Raw genomic sequence first — 18,430 nt, forward strand, 5'->3', positions numbered from 1 at the left:
TCCTGCACTTCTAAAATAAATACTCTCCAGCTATTGATTAACAGAGGGGTTGAGTTTTTTTAGAGGTCATGAGGGATTATTTATTCTGTTTGAAAGGATTCATTTAATGAAAAAGATAAAGTTATTACCCCTTTGTATTATTCTTGCCCTGAGTCAGCAGAATTCATTTGCTGCTACTCCGCTCTCCGGTCCTGCTCCCGCTTGTCCAAAAAATATTGATGGTTTAAGTCAGGCCGATAAAGACGCACTTCCCGCAGCGTGTCAAAAATCAGGAATTACTGAGCAGCAGTTATGGATAACGGGAGGCGCGCTTGCCGGAGTGGCTGCGGTGGTCGGTATTGCCATGTCAGCTGGCGGTGGCGGTTCAGATGATGGCGGCAGCACACCGCCGAATCCGGATGACGGCGGCAACACGCCACCGAATCCGGACGACGGCGGCAACACGCCACCGAATCCGGATGACGGCGGTAACACGCCACCGAATCCGGATGACGGCGGTGATACGCCACCGAATCCGGACGATGGCGGTGATACGCCACCGGATCCCGATGATGGTGGCGATACGCCAGATCAAACGCCGGTGACCACCACTTATCCAAACGGACTGTCAGTGACGATGGTGCCGGGCGCAACGACCGCTTCGCTGACGCTCAGCGGTGAGACTATGCAGGCAGTGAAGCAGGCGAACGGCACCTGGCTTGTCACGGATTCGACGGGCAAAACCTATACTGCGCAGACGCTGGATCAGGCCACGGGCGCGATCACCGGTTACAGCATTGCCGATCGAAAATCATGGACCCTGGATGCAACGACACCCACCGGGAAAAAAATCTGGACGTCGCAATATCTCGATGTGAGTGGGAAATTGGAAAACGGGGAAATTATATATACCGGCACTATAGTGGTGGAAAATAAAGTTGGCCAAAAATATATAATAGACCCATACCAAGTGAGTTCACTTCCCGTTTATGTTCCTGATGGTATTAATGATAAAGGCCGTGTAAGGATAGAGGATAACGCCATATTTTTGAATTCAGGACGTATGGAGTTGGATGATGGCGTTGACGATTCTACCTTTGCTTTTGCCCCAAACAATTATATGTATACACTTGATGCTGTACGGCTGGACAATGGTGTATTTATTAATACCGGAGCTGTCACTGGCCGGTTTAGTTCAATTATCAGCCTGAACAGCTCAGATATTTATAATTCAGGCACCATTTCTGTGCTCGGTGAGGATGGAAAGTATGCTTTTGCTGGTAAGGATAATGTGATAACCACCAGTCTCTTTATCCTGGGGGGGGATTCGGCACAAAGTACAGATACCTGGACCAATACATCAACCGGGGTGATTACCGCCAGAGGGGGAACATCGGTCCTTTCAGATTTCGGTGGCAACATTGTTTATTCTGACCCACAGGCATCAGGATCTGCTCATGATCAGGGGACCATCAATGCGGTCAATGATGGCCTGATCGATTTCTCTCTGCTTAATTCGGTTAGCGCTAAACCAGATCTCATCTCTCCGAACACCCTGGCCGCAGTTTCATTAGGTAACAGCGCCGGTACGGTCAATACCTTTGTCAACAATGGCACAATGACCGTCAGCGGCGGTAATGCGGTGGCAATGTATGGTCAAAATAATACGACGCTGGTCAACAACGGGACGATCAATCTTGGCGATTCCAGCCTTTCTATCGCGGAAAATGGTACCGGGCTTGTGGCCTTTAAAGCGGTGGGCGACAACGTCACGGCCTATAACCAGGGCACGGTGAATATCAATGCCGACGGTTCCTATGTGTTTGACCGCGCAGGCAGCGCCACGGCGCATCTGGTGAATACCGGTGAAGTGAATGTGCGTGCGGGTGTGACGTCGTATGGGTTGGTGAAAGGCGAAGCCGGTACTGTTGTCGATACTACCTCGGTTTACCGCAGCACGGTCAGCAACTATACCGTAGGCACCACTGCCGCCGGCACGTCAGGGACAATGACGGTCAGCCATGCTGATTTGAACGACGTTTCTGTTGATACCGGTTTTACCTCCGGCACCGCTGCCCAGACCCAAACCTTCGACAATGTCTTTGTGGGTGAAGATATTCAGGGCGCGGAAAACATACAGTCAACCAGCGTCGTCTGGTCCGCCAGCGCGCAGACTGATCAGAGCGGCAACGTTGATGTCACGATGAGCAAAAACAGTTATCAGGACGTGGTCAGCAGTGATGCCAGCGCGCAGAACATGGCCGCCACGCTCGATGCGAACTACACCAATAACGCTTTGTATAGCAGCCTCAATCTGCAAACAGCGTCGGAAGTCGATAAAGCGATGCGTCAGCTTTCCGGCGTGGATGCCACCACCGCATTCAAAGAGGCGCGTGTGCTGAGCCAGCGTTTCAATATGCTGGCCGATAACGCCATCTTATTGCCGTCAGGTTTTGGTTTTAATCTGGTGGATAAAAACGATAAACGCAGCGAACTGGGCAACGATACCCGTTATGACATGATGGCCCTGAGTCAGAGTTTTGACCTCAGTGCGGGTCAGAAGATGCAAATGCAGTACGGTATTGCGCGTCTGGACGGTAACGGCATCGATGGCAAAAGCAAAGCGGGTGATAACGGGTTGACCGGCGGTTACAGCCAGTTCTTCGGCATCAATCACAGCGTAGATTTTGGCAGTCTGAAACTGACCAACGCCCTGCGCTACGACGTGCATCAGCTGGAAAGTAACCGCAGCATCCGTTATTCCGGTGTTAACCAGACCGCCAGTTCTGACAACAGCCAGCAGTACATGGAATGGCGCAGCCAGTTCAGCAGAGGGTTTGACGTGGCAGAAGGTTTAAATCTGACCCCTTCTGTGGGCGTGAAACTTCGCCACACCAATAACGATGCTTACAGCGAAAGAGGCGCGGGTGATTTCAATCTGAATATGGATTCCAGCAACGAAACGGCAGTAGATGCGGTCATCGGTGTTCAGATGAAATATGCGGCATCCAATGGCTGGGCGATGAATGCCTTGCTCGAAGGCGGGCCGAATCTCAGTTATACCCAATCTGCGCAGAAAGCCTCTTTGCAGGGCGCGAACAATGCCAGCTTTACCATGAACGACGATCAGCAGGGGGGGGGCTTTAACGGTGTCGCCAAAATGGGGCTGAGTTATGGCGGCAAGGCCGGCAAACTTGCCTTCGATGCTTATCAGTGGAAAGAAGATGATATTGTCGATAAAGGTCTGTCATTAGGTTATCAATATAACTTCTAAATCATTTTATTCCGTTCTTTAAAGCGGCCGCGAGGCCGCTTTATTCATCTTCTGTTTTCATAAAATGACATTGGTCATGGCGCTTAAAAGAGAGTCATCACCTGGAATGGAGTTTTCATGAGCATCGATAATATTAATAAGCTATACAGGAAATTCGATATAAACCTGCTTCCTTTATTTGTTTTACTTTTTGAGTGTGGCAGTGTAAGCCAAACCGCATCGCGTCTGGGGGTATCCGCTTCGGCAGTGTCGCAATCATTAAATAAACTGAGGGGATATTTTTTTGATCCGCTCTTTGTTCGTGATTGCCAGACGATGATACCCACGGACACCGCCAGACATTTATATTTCTTAGTGCATGATGATATGGTGAAACTGATTGAGGATATTGATCAGCTCCTTGATGCCAACGCTATTAAGAAACTGGTGATCCGCTGTTCAGATTATCTTTGTGTCAGATTATTTTCCGATATCTCAGACGTAGTGATGTCACAACACCCTAAATATCAGGTCATTCACGATTCGGCCTTTGAGAGGCCAGAGTCTGCAATGTCTTTTTCTGGCATGACTGAAGTCATTCTTGGTTTCACACCCTGTCAGGACAGTTCTTACGAAAATGTAAAAATAATGGATGAGGAGCTGTGTTACATCTGCTCAGATAATCATCCCCGCGTAAAAGATGTCCTGACAGAGGAGAACTTTCAGAATGAAGAATATATTGTATTTTACCGGATGAAGAATAAAGAAGATGAAATTGAAGGGTTCATTCCTAAGTCGAGATTCTTCAGTCTGCTGGAATATAATTCATTTATCACCTTGCTGAAAACGGTGGAAAACAGCGAATGTATTTGCATTATACCAAAATGGGTTTTAGACCATTTTAAAGAGATATTCAGTATTAAATGTATTGATTCGGTCCAAAAACTCCTGCCTTTACCCGTCTATCTGAGTTATCAGAAATCGATGGCGTCAGACCAAACGATTAAAGATATTCTACGGCATTTTTCAACGCAGGCATTTGCAGGCGTGCTCTGACCCACCTTCCATTCCCTTACCAGGGAAAGTGCCTGTACCGGGCTTCAGTGTTTGCTGGGCCCCTGCAGGTTTTTTATCCAGAAGCCATTTTCATAGTGAAAACCACACGCCGTCATAAAGGCATCCAGCACGGGTTCCGGCTCGACTTTCATCGTCCAGCTTTTCACCTGCGGCAATTGCGCCTGCAAATCTTCCATCAGATATAACCCGACACCGCGACGGCGCGTCACTTCGCGCACCAGCAGATCGCTGAGTTCACCCTGACTGCCGTTGAGCCGGATTTTCACGGCACCCAGAATGCGTTCATTAAACACCGCCGCAAACAGCGCACGATCATTTTGCAGGCTGGCTTGCCAGTCGTTTTGCGTTTGCTCAGGCCAGATTTTTGCCAGATCGATCAGGTCTTGTGCGCTGAGGGAGGTGAGTCTTTGAATCGTTAATTTCATGATGCGGAAGGTCTGGAAAAAGGAGGCGTGTAGTGTAGCGGATCCTGCTAAAAACCGGGCGTAACTTTTTTTGTACAGTAACAGCGCGAAAACTTTTTTGGCGATCCCTGTATAAGCGATAAATGTTGGCTTTAATCAATAATGCCAGCGTTTACCACTGATTGTCTGACAGGGAACCGATTTAATGCCCAGATAAAATTCTGTTTACACCTCATATTTCTGATTGTGCTATTTGATTTGCAGAAGAAAATTCCTGTTTAATGATATGAATTATAAAGTCTTATTCGAAAATAAGACGAAATAAGCCGGTAACTCGTTATTACTTATACTAAATTTCTTAAGTGATGACGTTTTGAACAGGCAAAGAAAGCGCAAACCACAACACACATCAACGGGGTAATCGGATGAAAGTAACAAAGGGTAAGATCTGGCTGGCAGGGTGTATTGCATTGGCAATGAGTCAGGCCGCGTTTGCAAAAGATATTAAAGTCGCCATCGTGGGCGCGATGTCCGGTCCGGTTGCCCAGTATGGCGATATGGAATTTACTGGCGCGAAACAAGCTATCGCTGACATCAACGCCAAAGGCGGCGTAAAAGGCGACAAACTGGTTGGCGTCGAATATGACGATGCCTGTGACCCGAAACAAGCGGTCGCCGTGGCTAACAAAGTGATCAACGACGGTATCCGTTACGTGATCGGCCACCTGTGTTCCTCTTCCACTCAGCCCGCTTCCGACATCTATGAAGATGAAGGCGTGTTGATGATCACACCGGCTGCGACCAACGCTGACCTGACCACCCGTGGTTACAAAATGGTGATGCGCACCACCGGTCTGGATTCCGATCAGGGCCCGACCGCTGCGAAATACATCCTCGACACCATCAAACCAAAACGTATTGCCGTGGTGCATGACAAACAGCAATACGGCGAAGGCCTGGCCCGTTCCGTACAGGACGCGCTGAAAAAAGGCGGCGGCAACGTGGTGCTGTTTGAAGGCGTCACTGCAGGCGATAAAGACTTCTCCACCCTGGTAGCGCGTCTGAAGAAAGAAAACGTCGATTTCGTTTATTTCGGCGGTTACTACCCGGAAATGGGTCAGATCCTGCGTCAGTCAAAACAGGCCGGTCTGAACGCGAAATTCATGGGTCCGGAAGGCGTGGGCAACTCCTCACTGTCTAACATTGCCGGTGATGCCTCTGAAGGTATGCTGGTGACGCTGCCAAAACGTTATGACCAGGTTCCGGCGAACCAGCCAATCGTTGACGAACTGAAAGCCAAGAAACTGGATCCAACCGGTCCGTTCGTCTGGACGACTTACGCCGCATTGCAGGCGCTGACCACCGGTATGGAACGCAGCGGCAGCATGGAACCGGCTGATATTGCTAAAAACCTGAAATCAGCGTCAGTGGATACCGTCATGGGCCCGCTGAGCTGGGATGATAAAGGTGACCTGAAAGGATTCGAATTCGGTATTTTCGAATGGCATAAAGACGGCACGTCTACCCCAATCAACTAAATGCCCGGCATCCTTCAGGTTGCAGGGGGGTTGGCTGCACTCGCTCACCCGAATCACTGACTCATGTCAGCGCATCGGGATCCGTTCGATTGCCGCCTGCCTGCAACCAGAATGATTTTGGCATTGCTATGCAGTAGTAGCAGAACAGCGCATTACTCTGCCCGGCGTCTGGTTTTATATGAGGCGCCGGGTTGCAGTCTCAGCACAAGTTTTCAAACCCTTGATTAATAAGGATAGGGTATGTCAGAGCAGTTCCTCTATTTCACTCAGCAAATGTTCAACGGCGTCACGTTGGGCAGCACCTATGCGCTGATCGCCATTGGTTACACCATGGTTTACGGCATTATCGGCATGATCAACTTCGCCCACGGCGAGGTGTATATGATCGGCAGTTATGTCTCCTTTATCGTAATCGCCGCCCTGATGATGATGGGTATCGACGCCAGCTGGTTGCTGATCGGTGCCGGTTTTATCGCCGCGATTGTGATTTCCAGTGCCTACGGCTGGAGTATTGAACGCGTGGCGTATAAGCCGGTGCGTAACTCCAAGCGTCTTATCGCACTGATTTCTGCCATCGGGATGTCTATTTTTCTGCAAAACTACGTCAGCCTGACCCAGGGCTCGCGTGATCTCGCCTTACCGAGTCTGGTGACCGGCCAGTGGACACTGGGCGAAGCTAACGGCTTTGCGGCGACCATCAGCACCATGCAGCTGATCATCTGGATAGTGACTTTTGTTGCCATGCTGGCGCTGACGCTGTTCATCCGTTATTCACGCATGGGCCGCGCCTGTCGCGCCTGCGCGGAAGATCTCAAAATGGCCAGCCTGCTGGGGATCAGCACTGACCGCGTGATCTCACTGACTTTCGTCATCGGCGCATTAATGGCGGCGGTGGCGGGCGTTCTCCTCGGTCAGTTCTACGGCGTCATCAACCCGTACATCGGCTTTATGGCCGGGATGAAAGCCTTCACCGCGGCGGTTCTCGGCGGTATCGGCAGCATTCCGGGGGCGATGATCGGCGGCCTGATTTTAGGCGTGGCCGAAGCGCTGACCTCGGCGTATCTGAGCACCGAATACAAAGACGTGGTCTCCTTCGCGCTGCTGATCGTGGTGCTGCTGGTACTGCCGACCGGTATTCTCGGACGTCCGGAGGTTGAGAAAGTATGAAGCGCCTGAATCTGTTAAATGCGCTGGTTTCCGCTTTCGTCCTGCTGGTGCTGGCCGCGTTCATTATGGGATTGCAGCTGAGCCTCGATGGCACAAAACTGGTGGTCAACGGGGCCGGTGAAGTGCGCTGGACGTGGATTGCCATCGGTTGTGCGATTGTCTTCGTGTTCCAGCTGTTCCGCCCGATGGTCAGCAGCAGCCTGAAAAAAATCTCCGGGCCGGGCTGGGTGTTGCCGAGCTTTGACGGCTCGACGCCGAAACAAAAACTGCTGGCACTGGTGCTGATTATCGCCGCCATCGCCTGGCCGTTTATCGTCTCACGCGGCACGGTGGATATCGCCACGCTGACGCTCATCTACATCATGCTCGGCCTCGGCCTGAACGTGGTGGTCGGGCTGTCCGGCCTGCTGGTGCTGGGTTACGGCGGCTTTTACGCCATCGGCGCTTACACCTACGCGCTGCTCAATCACTATTACGGCATCGGGTTCTGGGAAGCGTTACCGCTGGCCGGTCTGGTGTCGGCGGCATTTGGTTTCCTGCTCGGATTCCCGGTTCTGCGATTGCGGGGCGACTATCTGGCAATTGTGACGCTCGGCTTCGGCGAAATCGTCCGCATCCTGCTGCTCAACAATACCGAACTGACCGGCGGGCCGAACGGCATCAGCCAGATCCCCAAACCGACGCTGTTCGGGCTGGAATTCAGCCGCACACCGCGCGACGGCGGCTGGGACACCTTCAGCAACTTCTTTGGCGTGGCCTACGACCCGAGCGACCGCATCATCTTCCTGTACATGGTGGCGCTGCTGCTGGTGATCGCTACCTTGTTCATCATCAACCGTTTGCTGCGTATGCCGCTGGGGCGTGCGTGGGAAGCGTTGCGTGAAGATGAAATTGCCTGCCGGTCACTCGGGCTGAACCCGACCCGCATCAAACTGACCGCGTTTACCATCAGCGCCGCGTTTGCCGGTTTCGCCGGTACGCTGTTCGCTGCGCGTCAGGGCTTTGTCAGCCCGGAATCCTTCACCTTTGCGGAATCCGCTTTCGTGCTGGCTATCGTGGTGCTCGGCGGCATGGGCTCGCAGTTCGCGGTGATTCTGGCGGCGATTCTGCTGGTGGTTTCCCGTGAGCTTATGCGTGATCTGAACGAATACAGCATGTTACTGCTCGGTGCGTTAATGGTGCTGATGATGATCTGGCGTCCGCAGGGCTTGCTGCCGATGAAACGTGTCCATCTCAAACTGAAGCTTTCTAAGAAACAAATCGCGGATCAGGGGGAACAGGCATGAGCACGCAACCTCTGTTAGCGGTTGAAGGTCTGATGATGCGTTTTGGCGGCCTGCTGGCGGTCAACAACGTGGCGCTGAACCTCAACCAGGGCGAAATTGTTTCGCTGATCGGCCCGAACGGCGCCGGTAAAACCACGGTGTTTAACTGCCTGACCGGTTTCTACAAGCCGAGCGGCGGCACCATCAAACTGCGCGACCAGCATCTTGAAGGGTTACCGGGGCAGAAAATCGCCCGCATGGGCGTGGTGCGGACTTTCCAGCACGTGCGTCTGTTCCGCGAAATGACCGTGATTGAAAACCTGCTGGTTGCCCAGCATCAGCACCTGAAAAGCGGCGTACTGGCCGGGTTGTTCAAAACGCCGGGATTCCGTCGCGCTGAAGCGGATGCACTGGATCGCGCTGCCGACTGGCTGGAACGTGTCGGGCTGCTCGAACTGGCCAACCGTCAGGCGGGAAATCTGGCGTACGGCCAGCAACGCCGTCTCGAGATTGTGCGCTGCATGGTGACGCGTCCGGAAATCCTGATGCTCGACGAACCGGCAGCCGGTCTGAACCCGCGGGAAACCGAAGAGCTGAACCAGCTGATTGCCGAGCTGCGTAACCAGCACAACGTGTCGGTGCTGCTGATTGAGCACGACATGAAACTGGTGATGGGCATTTCTGACCGCATCTACGTGGTGAATCAGGGTACGCCGCTGGCGCAGGGCACACCGGCTGAAATTCGAAACAATCCGGATGTGATCCGTGCGTATCTTGGCGAAGGGTAAGGGACAGAACACGATGTTGTCATTCAATCAGGTATCCGCCCATTACGGCAAAATTCAGGCGCTGCATGAAGTCAGTCTGAGTATTAATAAAGGGGAAATCGTCACGCTGATCGGCGCGAACGGCGCGGGTAAAACCACGCTGCTCGGCAGTTTGTGTGGCGAACCGCGTGCGACGAACGGCTCGATCATTTTCGAAGGGCAGGACATCACCCGGTGGCAGACCGCCAAAATCATGCGCGGCGATATCGCGATTGTGCCGGAAGGCCGCCGCGTGTTCTCCCGCATGACGGTGGAAGAAAATCTGGCGATGGGCGGTTTCTTTGCCACACGTGACCAGTTTCATGCCCGTCTGGAGCGCGTGTTTACGCTGTTTCCGCGCCTGAAAGAGCGCCGTGTGCAGCGTTCCGGCACCATGTCCGGCGGTGAACAACAGATGCTGGCGATTGGCCGTGCGCTGATGAGCCAGCCGCGTTTGCTGCTGCTCGATGAACCGTCGCTGGGGCTGGCGCCGATCATCATCCAGCAGATTTTTGACACCATCCAGCAACTGCGCGAAGAGGGGATGACCATCTTCCTGGTCGAGCAAAACGCCAATCAGGCGCTCAAACTCGCCGACCGCGGTTATGTGCTGGAGAACGGCCATGTGGTACTGGAAGATACCGGTGCGGCATTGCTGGCGAACGAAGCGGTGCGTGCGGCCTATCTCGGCGCATAAATTGGCTTCGGATTTCAAAAATCTGTGATAAATCTATAAAACCGCACGGCTGGCGCTTTGCGGTTTTTATTTTGTCGATAAATTAACAACTCTTACATTCTTATAACTTGGCTACTCATCAGGAACATTTCATGAACACAGAAGGTTTACTCGCCGCCCGCATGGTCAGGCTCAAAAGCTCAGCCATCCGGGAACTGCTTAAACACAGCAAAATGGAAGGCGTTATTTCACTGGCGGGCGGTATTCCTTCTTCGGCGCTGTTCGATTTCGACGGCCTGCGCGAAGCCACGCAAATGGCGATCACTGAACAGCCTGAGCACGCTTTCCAGTACGGTCTGACGGAAGGCAGCCATACGCTGCGTGAGCGTATTGCTGAGCTTTGTGAAGAGCGCGGCGTGGTAGCCAGTGCCGACGACATCGTGGTCACCGCCGGTTCCCAGCAGGCGCTGGATCTGGTGATGCGTGCCGTCGTGAACCCGGATGATATTTTCGTGGTGGAACGGCCGACCTATCTGGCGGCGTTGCAGACGCTGGAACTGGCCGAAGCGCAGATCCTCTCCGTCGGCTCTGACGGCGACGGCATGATTGTCGATGAACTGGCTGAACTGCTGAAAACCCACAAAATTAAAGGCGTCTATCTGGTGCCGACATTCGGCAACCCGAGCGGTGTCACCCTGAGCCGCGCCCGTCGTGAGCAGCTGGTGAAACTGGCGGCACAGCACGAATTCCTGATTGTAGAAGATGACCCGTACGGCGAACTGCGTTTCACAGACGAACGCCAGCCGACGTTGTTTGAGCTGTCGAAAGCGTTGTTCGGCCACGCTGAGAACATCATCTATACCTCGACCTTCTCTAAAATTCTGGCGCCGGGTCTGCGTCTGGGCTGGGTGATCATGCCAGACTGGTTGCTGCACAAAGTCGCCATCATTAAACAGGCGGCGGATCTGCACGCCAGCGCGCTGTCACAGTCAATTGCCGAATGCTATCTCGGCCTGGGGCGTTTGCCTGCACAGATCGAAACCATCCGTGCGGCGTACAAAAAGAAATGTCAGGTCATGGCTGAGCTGCTCGAGCGTGAACTGGGCGACGTGCTGACCTTCGAATATCCGAAAGGCGGTATGTTCCTGTGGGCGCGTTTCCGCGAGCCGCGCAACTGCGCTGAATGGATGAAAAAGACGCTGGAGCAGGGCGTGGTCTTTGTGCCGGGCGAATTCTTCTATGCTGATAATCCGGACCACTCGACCTTCCGTCTTTCCTTCGCGACCGCAACCGAAGAACAAATGCACGAAGCGGTGGCCCGCCTGAAACGCGCGCTGTAATTTCTCTTTATCGTATTCCCTGAGGCGCATCAGTAACCTGATGCGCCTTATTCTTTTGCTTCATCGCGTGGGTGTCCGGAAAAGTGGGATAATCTAAGGGTAACCCCCCATCGGCATAGACAGCCAAAATCAGTGGCTACTGGTTCATATCTCTCCCTAATATTCAGCGATATAACACACGTTTAATGAAGAAAAGTTGGAATTTATAATATCTTGTCATTAAACCATTTATGTATTAATGTTTTTTTTCAACACGAAATCAGGGAAGTATATCGTGGCAGATACCGATAATATTTCAAGTGATATAGAAGATATTGCGTATAGAATTTCAGACATCATCATGTCCCCCGCCACAATTACCGGATTAATTAATGGCGCGCTTACCGTTCCTTTGGATATGGGGTATCTGGCCCTGGGGTATTTTGATACAGACTCCCGCTTTGCACATCAGACACAGCGTTTCCGAATGGCTGAAGCAATACATAATGACATATTGAATTACAAACATATAACACATGCGGTAGGGATTATATTTAACGAATTCGATAAATATACCTCAGTAAACAAACAAAATAATGCCTATCGTGGTGTCGTATCTTCAGTGGCAGGGCGTTTAATTACCGCGAAACTTATTGCGGTAATCGGTGCTGCTGTGCTTGCGAGAGTGTCATTTATCGGTGCCCAAAGTGCCAAAAACTGGATTGGCAGGGTGACGATGATTTTACTGATAGGGGGAATGAGTGAGCGCTCAATAAGAAAGTCAGAAAGCCTTGCCATCGAAGCCCCGGAGATTTACAGACTCCTTCGCCCACAGGATTATGACCTTACTTACTTTCTTTTTGAACCTGCGGTTAAACCGTTCATTGATGCGGTGCACATAGGTGCTACGCGCGGGCAGCCTGAATTTGACAGGATAATCGATGCTGTAGGGCGAAAACTGCATGTCACACAATAAACCCCTTCTTGTTGTTGCAAAAGGCGCCGCGAAAGGGGTGATATTTGCCGTCGTCAAAGTATGGGATTTTTTTGAATCTGTGCTTTTTGTTGGCGGGTTAATCGGATGCCTTATGCTGCCCGTTGTATGGCCTATGAAATTTGTTTATGCCGCAGGATGGCTGGTTTTTTTCTTCTGTGTATCAAAGTACATCGGAAAAATAGAAGGCTATAGGAAGAAAAACAGAAACGTTAAATTAAGGAAATAAAAAATGTCTAATCCTGCTTATTTGTGGTTAACGGATGAAAATGGTTCTCCTATTATCGGAAGCTGTAATGTTCATGGACGTATCGGCTCTATTGAAGTGAAATCACTTTCACATCACCTGACAGTTCCGACGGACAGGAATACAGGAAAATTAACAGGCACACGTATTCATACGCCGATCCTATTCCAAAAGGAATTTGATCGCACAACACCCATACTTTACCGTGCGATTAGTCAGGGAATCACGCTTAAATCCGCTGAATTAAAAATGTATCACACAGCAGATGCTGGTGTAGAAGCGGAGTATTTCAACATTCGCATGGAAAATGTGAAGATCACCGGCATTACTCCGAGCCTTCATCCCGATTCGGGAACAGGAACGCATCTGGAAAATATTGAAATTCGCTATGAGTCAATTCAATGGAAATATGTTGACGGAAACATAATATTTAAAGACAGCTGGAATGAACGCACCGTTGCATAACTCTAATAAGATAAGCCGTCCTGAAGACGGTTTATCATTACGCTAAACCGCCATGAACCTCATTTTTTGCCATCTGCCTGTCATCACCGCTTAACTTCATCGTAACCTTATTGTCATTTTTCCGTGTCATTTTACCTCCCGACTCTACCCGGCATACTTCAGGCTGCACTTGCAGCACACCAGCAGAATTCAGGAGACAGGCATGTTCATCAACCTCAAAAAAACGGTTATCGGCACCGCATTGGCGCTGGCTTTCAGCGCCAATGCTTTCGCTGTGACAGAAATTCCTTTCTGGCATTCAATGGATGGCGAGTTAGGCAAAGAAGTGAACTCACTGGCTGACCGTTTTAACCAGACGCACCCTGATGTCAAAATCGTGCCTGTTTACAAAGGCAAATATGACGAAAGCCTGGCTGCGGGTATCGCCGCGTACCGTACCGGTAATGCACCGGCGATTTTGCAGGTGTACGAAGTGGGTACCGCGACCATGATGGCCAGCAAAGCCATCAAGCCGGTCTACGAAGTGTTCAGCGATGCCGGTCTTAAGCAGGATGTGTCTCAGTTCGTGCCGACCGTTTCCGGTTACTACTCCGATTCCAAAGGCCGCCTGCTGTCCCAGCCTTTCAACAGCTCCACGCCGGTGCTGTATTACAACAAAGACGCGTTCAAGAAAGCCGGTCTGAACCCGGATCAGCCACCAAAAACCTGGCAGGACATGGCCGCCTACACCGAGAAATTGCGTGAAGCGGGCATGAAATGCGGATATGCCAGCGGCTGGCAGGGTTGGATCCAGATTGAAAACTTCAGCGCCTGGCACGGCCTGCCGATCGCCACCAAAAACAACGGTTTCGATGGCACTGATGCGGTTCTGGAATTCAACAAACCTGAACAAATCAAGCATATCCAGATGCTGGAAGACATGAACAAAAAAGGTGATTTCACCTATTTTGGTCGTAAAGATGAATCCACCGCCAAGTTCTACAACGGCGATTGCGCGATGACCACCGCGTCTTCCGGTTCACTGGCTGACATCCGTCAGTATTCCAAATTCAACTACGGCGTAGGCATGATGCCTTACGACGCAGACATCAAAGGCGCACCACAAAACGCCATCATCGGCGGCGCAAGCCTGTGGGTGATGAACGGCAAAGACAAAGACACCTACAAAGGCGTCGCCGAATTCCTGCAATTCCTGACCACGCCGGCCATCGCTGCCGAATGGCATCAGAAAACCGGTTATCTGCCGGTGACCACCGCCGCGTATGAGCTGACCAAAAAAGAAGGCTTCTACGAGAAGAATCCAGGTTCTGACGTCGCTACCCGCCAGATGCTGAACAAACCACCGTTACCGTTCACTAAAGGCCTGCGTCTGGGCAACATGCCGCAGATCCGTACCATTGTGGATGAAGAACTGGAAAGCGTGTGGAGCGGTAAGAAAACGGCGAAAGAAGCACTGGATACCGCAGTACAGCGCGGGAACTTACTGCTGCGTCGCTTCGAAGCTTCTACTAAGTAAGTCGGCTACTGTGCATTGCCCGTCTGGATTGGGCAGTGCCTGCTCTCGTCATGGACGTTGTGTCCGCGCCGGGAGCTGTGCGCTGTCCGCACCCGGTCTGGCTTCGCTCGCTACGCCTCCTCCGGCGTAGCCTGCCTTTTGTCATCGCATTAACGAGTAAACCATCATGAGTTCACACCGTCCCGGTTTTGGTTGCAGCTGGTTGCCCTACGCACTGGTGCTGCCGCAGCTGTTAATCACCGCGATATTCTTCCTGTGGCCTGCCGGTCAGGCGCTGTGGTATTCGGTGCAGACGCTGGATCCTTTCGGCTTATCCAGTACCTTCGCCGGTCTGACAAACTTCACGCAGCTTTTTCAGGATCCGTACTATCTCGAATCTTTCTACACCACGCTGAAATTCAGCTTTATGGTGGCCTTTATCGGACTGGCCGTTTCGCTGTTTTTCGCGGCGCTGGTCGATCACGTGGTGCGCGGCAGCCGGATTTATCAGACGCTGATGATCCTGCCTTACGCCGTGGCGCCTGCCGTGGCCGCCGTCTTGTGGATGTTTTTATTCAGCCCCGGTCTGGGCCTGATCACCCATTTCTTAGGCTCGATTGGCTACAACTGGAACCACGCACAAAACAGCGGTCAGGCGATGTTCCTGGTGGTGCTGGCGTCGGTCTGGAAGCAAATCAGCTACAACTTCCTGTTCTTCCTGGCGGCGTTGCAGTCGATCCCTAAATCGCTGGTGGAAGCGGCGGCGATCGACGGCGCAGGCCCGGTACGACGTTTCTTCAATCTGGTGCTGCCGCTGATTTCGCCGGTGAGTTTCTTCCTGCTGGTGGTCAATCTGGTGTACGCCTTCTTCGATACGTTCCCGGTCATTGATGCCGCGACGGCCGGTGGCCCGGTGCAGGCGACCACCACGCTGATTTATAAAGTCTATCGCGAAGGTTTCTCCGGCCTGGATCTGTCCAGCTCTGCCGCGCAGTCCGTGATTCTTATGCTGCTGGTTTGCGGCCTGACGTTCATTCAGTTCCGCTTTGTCGAGCGTAAGGTGCGTTACCAATGATTGAAAACCGCAGAGGGCTGGATATCTTCAGCCACATCATGCTGCTGCTCGGCGTGCTGGTGATTTTGTTTCCGCTGTATGTCGCCTTTGTGGCAGCGTCGCTGGATAACAAACAGATTTTTGAGGTGCCGATGACGCTGATCCCAGGCAGTCATTTATGGGAAAACATCAGCACCATCTGGACGCAGGGCGTCGGCAATAACAGCCCGGCGTTTGGCCGTTTGCTGATCAACAGTTTTGTGATGGCAATCGTTATCACCGTCGGCAAGATTTCCGTCTCGATGCTGTCGGCGTTCGCCATTGTCTACTTCCGTTTTCCACTGCGTAACCTGTTCTTCTGGCTGATTTTCATGACGCTGATGCTGCCGGTGGAAGTGCGTATTTTCCCGACCGTACAGGTGATCGCCAATCTGCATATGCTCGACAGCTACACCGGCCTGACGCTGCCGCTGATGGCGTCGGCGACCGCCACCTTCCTGTTCCGTCAGTTCTTTATGACCTTGCCGGATGAGCTGCTGGAAGCCGCGCGCATCGACGGCGCAGGCGCCATGCGCTTTTTCTGGGACATCGTTTTGCCGCTGTCGAAAACCAATCTCGCGGCGCTGTTCGTTATCACCTTCATCTATGGCTGGAACCAGTATCTGTGGCCGATCCTGATCACCAGCGATGCCTCGATGGGCACGGCGGTGGCGGGGATCAAAAGCATGATCTCCTCCGGTGACGGCTCGACCCAATGGAATCAGGTGATGGCGGCCATGATCCTGACCTTATTACCACCGCTGGCGGTGGTGCTCCTGATGCAGCGCTGGTTTGTGCGCGGCCTGGTAGACAGTGAGAAGTAAACCGAAATGGCAAATTTGAAATTACAGGCAGTGACCAAGTCTTACGACGGCAAAAACCAGATCATCCAGAGTATCGATCTGGACGTCGCCGACGGTGAATTTATCGTGATGGTCGGGCCTTCCGGCTGCGGAAAATCGACGCTGCTGCGTATGGTGGCGGGGCTTGAGCGCACGACATCCGGCGATATCTATATCAACGACCAGCGCGTCACCGAGCTGGAACCGAAAGATCGCGGTATCGCGATGGTGTTCCAGAACTACGCGTTGTATCCGCACATGACCGTGTTCGACAACATGGCTTATGGCCTGAAAATTCGCGGCTTCGGCAAAGCGCAAATCCTTGCCCGCGTTGAAGAAGCCGCACGCATCCTCGAGCTCGGCCCGCTGCTTAAACGTAAGCCGCGTGAGCTTTCCGGCGGCCAGCGTCAGCGTGTGGCGATGGGGCGCGCTATCGTGCGCGAACCGGCGGTATTCCTGTTCGACGAACCCCTCTCCAACCTCGATGCCAAACTGCGCGTGCAGATGCGCCTTGAACTGCAACAGCTTCACCGCCGTCTGCGCACCACCAGTTTGTACGTCACCCACGATCAGGTTGAAGCCATGACGCTGGCGGAACGCGTGATCGTGATGAACAAAGGCATTGCGGAACAAATCGGTACGCCGTCGGAAGTGTATCGCCGTCCGGCCAGCCTGTTTGTCGCCAGCTTTATCGGCTCACCGGCCATGAATCTGCTGCCCGGCCAGCTGACCAGCGACGGCACGTCGCTGGTGATGGAAGACGGTTTTGAGTTACCGCTGCCGGTTCCGCGCCCGGAATGGGGTGGCCGGGAGCTGACCGTTGGTGTTCGTCCTGAGCACATTCAGCTGACCGACGATCAGCAAAAAGGGATCCCGATGGTGCTTAACACGCTGGAACTGCTGGGCGCCGATAATCTGGCGCACGGCAAACTGGCGGGCAGCGGCGTTGTGGTGCGTTTATCGCATGAAGTGTTTCCGACGGCAGGCTCGCTGTTGCGCTTGGATTTCCTGGCGAAAGCGTTACACTTTTTCGATACTCAAACCGGATTACGGATGGAATGAACATGAAAGCCTGGCCTTACCCTCGCATTGTGGCGCACCGTGGCGGCGGCGCACTGGCACCGGAAAATACGCTGGCAGCCATCGACGTTGGCGCGAAATACGGCCACACCATGATCGAGTTTGACGCCAAACTGGCGCAGGGCGGGGAAATCTTCCTGCTGCACGACGATACGCTCAACCGCACCAGCAACGGCTGGGGCGTGGCGGGGGAGCTGCCGTGGGAAAAACTGCAACAGCTCGACGCGGGCGACTGGTACGGTGCCGCGTTTAAAGGCGAAAAATTGCCGTTGCTGGCCGAGGTGGCCGAACGCTGTGCGCGCCACAATATGATGGTGAATATCGAGATCAAACCGACCACCGGAACCGATGAGAAAACCGGCACCGGGGTGGCGCTGGCCGCCCGCGAACTGTGGAAAGATCAGGCCGTTGCGCCGCTGCTTTCCTCGTTCGAATTCGACGCGCTGGTCGCGGCCAAAAAAGCCGCACCGGAATTGCCGCGCGGTTTGCTGATTGACGAATGGCACGAAAACTGGAAAGCGCTGACCGATGAACTCGAATGCGTTTCCCTGCATCTCAACCATAAATTGCTTAACGAAGAGCGGGTCAGGGCAATCAAAGACGCCGGGCTGCATATTCTGGTTTACACCGTGAATAACCCGGAGCGCGCCCGCGAATTATTGCGCTGGGGCGTAGATTGCATCTGCACGGATAAGATTGATGTGATCGGGCCGGATTTTGTCTGATAACA

The 18,430-nt window shown here is 52.8% G+C and carries 17 protein-coding genes; 16 read left to right on the forward strand and 1 reads right to left on the reverse strand.

Going from position 1 to position 18,430, the window contains the following annotated elements; genetic code table 11:
* The first annotated feature begins 106 nt into the window (after positions 1 to 106).
* The gene (locus ACQZQY_RS06265) at positions 107 to 3,253 is read left to right on the forward strand and encodes an autotransporter domain-containing protein (protein WP_431296796.1); all 3,147 of its coding nucleotides are present in this window, start codon (positions 107 to 109) and stop codon (positions 3,251 to 3,253) included.
* 117 nt (positions 3,254 to 3,370) lie between these two features.
* Positions 3,371 to 4,288, forward strand: coding sequence for a LysR family transcriptional regulator (locus ACQZQY_RS06270; RefSeq protein ID WP_217202726.1), 918 nt, complete (start codon positions 3,371 to 3,373; stop codon positions 4,286 to 4,288).
* 44 nt (positions 4,289 to 4,332) lie between these two features.
* Here ACQZQY_RS06270 and panM read toward each other — a convergent pair whose 3' ends face one another.
* Entirely contained in the window at positions 4,333 to 4,734 is a 402-nt protein-coding gene (gene panM, locus ACQZQY_RS06275) for an aspartate 1-decarboxylase autocleavage activator PanM (RefSeq protein WP_217202725.1), read from the reverse strand.
* Between the two features lie 404 nt (positions 4,735 to 5,138).
* Between panM and ACQZQY_RS06280 the strand changes: the two genes are divergently transcribed.
* The 14 genes from ACQZQY_RS06280 (at position 5,139) to ugpQ (ending at position 18,425) form a co-directional block, all read left to right on the forward strand.
* On the forward strand, positions 5,139 to 6,251 hold the full coding sequence (locus ACQZQY_RS06280) for a branched-chain amino acid ABC transporter substrate-binding protein (RefSeq protein WP_431296797.1): 1,113 nt from the start codon (positions 5,139 to 5,141) through the stop codon (positions 6,249 to 6,251).
* A gap of 240 nt (positions 6,252 to 6,491) precedes the next feature.
* Positions 6,492 to 7,418 carry a high-affinity branched-chain amino acid ABC transporter permease LivH gene (livH, locus tag ACQZQY_RS06285; RefSeq protein ID WP_056772157.1) on the forward strand — a complete coding sequence of 309 codons (927 nt, stop codon included), beginning with the start codon at positions 6,492 to 6,494 and terminating at the stop codon, positions 7,416 to 7,418.
* Positions 7,415 to 8,704: a high-affinity branched-chain amino acid ABC transporter permease LivM gene (locus ACQZQY_RS06290; RefSeq protein WP_056772153.1), complete on the forward strand. Its 1,290-nt coding sequence runs from the start codon at positions 7,415 to 7,417 to the stop codon at positions 8,702 to 8,704. The genes livH and ACQZQY_RS06290 overlap by 4 nt, the downstream gene beginning before the upstream one ends.
* On the forward strand, positions 8,701 to 9,471 hold the full coding sequence (gene livG, locus ACQZQY_RS06295) for a high-affinity branched-chain amino acid ABC transporter ATP-binding protein LivG (RefSeq protein WP_013577465.1): 771 nt from the start codon (positions 8,701 to 8,703) through the stop codon (positions 9,469 to 9,471). Before ACQZQY_RS06290 ends, livG begins: the two co-directional genes overlap by 4 nt.
* A 13-nt stretch (positions 9,472 to 9,484) precedes the next feature.
* On the forward strand, positions 9,485 to 10,186 hold the full coding sequence (livF, locus tag ACQZQY_RS06300) for a high-affinity branched-chain amino acid ABC transporter ATP-binding protein LivF (RefSeq protein ID WP_136376388.1): 702 nt from the start codon (positions 9,485 to 9,487) through the stop codon (positions 10,184 to 10,186).
* A 131-nt stretch (positions 10,187 to 10,317) separates the two neighbouring features.
* Entirely contained in the window at positions 10,318 to 11,505 is a 1,188-nt protein-coding gene (locus ACQZQY_RS06305; protein ID WP_431296798.1) for a PLP-dependent aminotransferase family protein, read from the forward strand.
* 238 nt (positions 11,506 to 11,743) lie between these two features.
* Entirely contained in the window at positions 11,744 to 12,460 is a 717-nt protein-coding gene (locus ACQZQY_RS06310) for a hypothetical protein (RefSeq protein ID WP_431296799.1), read from the forward strand.
* Positions 12,447 to 12,707 (forward strand): hypothetical protein, encoded by a 261-nt coding sequence (locus ACQZQY_RS06315; protein ID WP_183850402.1) that lies wholly within the window; start codon positions 12,447 to 12,449, stop codon positions 12,705 to 12,707. Before ACQZQY_RS06310 ends, ACQZQY_RS06315 begins: the two co-directional genes overlap by 14 nt.
* A 3-nt stretch (positions 12,708 to 12,710) precedes the next feature.
* Complete coding sequence (locus tag ACQZQY_RS06320) at positions 12,711 to 13,190, forward strand: Hcp family type VI secretion system effector (RefSeq protein WP_431296800.1); 480 nt, start codon at positions 12,711 to 12,713, stop codon at positions 13,188 to 13,190.
* A 202-nt stretch (positions 13,191 to 13,392) separates the two neighbouring features.
* Entirely contained in the window at positions 13,393 to 14,706 is a 1,314-nt protein-coding gene (gene ugpB, locus ACQZQY_RS06325) for a sn-glycerol-3-phosphate ABC transporter substrate-binding protein UgpB (protein WP_183850407.1), read from the forward strand.
* A gap of 166 nt (positions 14,707 to 14,872) precedes the next feature.
* Positions 14,873 to 15,760, forward strand: coding sequence for a sn-glycerol-3-phosphate ABC transporter permease UgpA (gene ugpA, locus ACQZQY_RS06330; protein WP_056772129.1), 888 nt, complete (start codon positions 14,873 to 14,875; stop codon positions 15,758 to 15,760).
* Positions 15,757 to 16,602, forward strand: a complete 846-nt coding sequence (gene ugpE / locus ACQZQY_RS06335; RefSeq protein WP_056772126.1) for a sn-glycerol-3-phosphate ABC transporter permease UgpE — start codon at positions 15,757 to 15,759, stop codon at positions 16,600 to 16,602. Before ugpA ends, ugpE begins: the two co-directional genes overlap by 4 nt.
* Before the next feature lie 6 nt (positions 16,603 to 16,608).
* Positions 16,609 to 17,682, forward strand: coding sequence for a sn-glycerol-3-phosphate import ATP-binding protein UgpC (locus ACQZQY_RS06340; RefSeq protein ID WP_431296801.1), 1,074 nt, complete (start codon positions 16,609 to 16,611; stop codon positions 17,680 to 17,682).
* Between the two features lie 2 nt (positions 17,683 to 17,684).
* Entirely contained in the window at positions 17,685 to 18,425 is a 741-nt protein-coding gene (gene ugpQ / locus ACQZQY_RS06345) for a glycerophosphodiester phosphodiesterase (RefSeq protein ID WP_390973895.1), read from the forward strand.
* Positions 18,426 to 18,430: the final 5 nt, after the last annotated feature.

Source organism: Rahnella sp. PAMC25559, from assembly GCF_050632365.1.
Lineage (GTDB): Bacteria > Pseudomonadota > Gammaproteobacteria > Enterobacterales > Enterobacteriaceae > Rahnella > Rahnella rivi.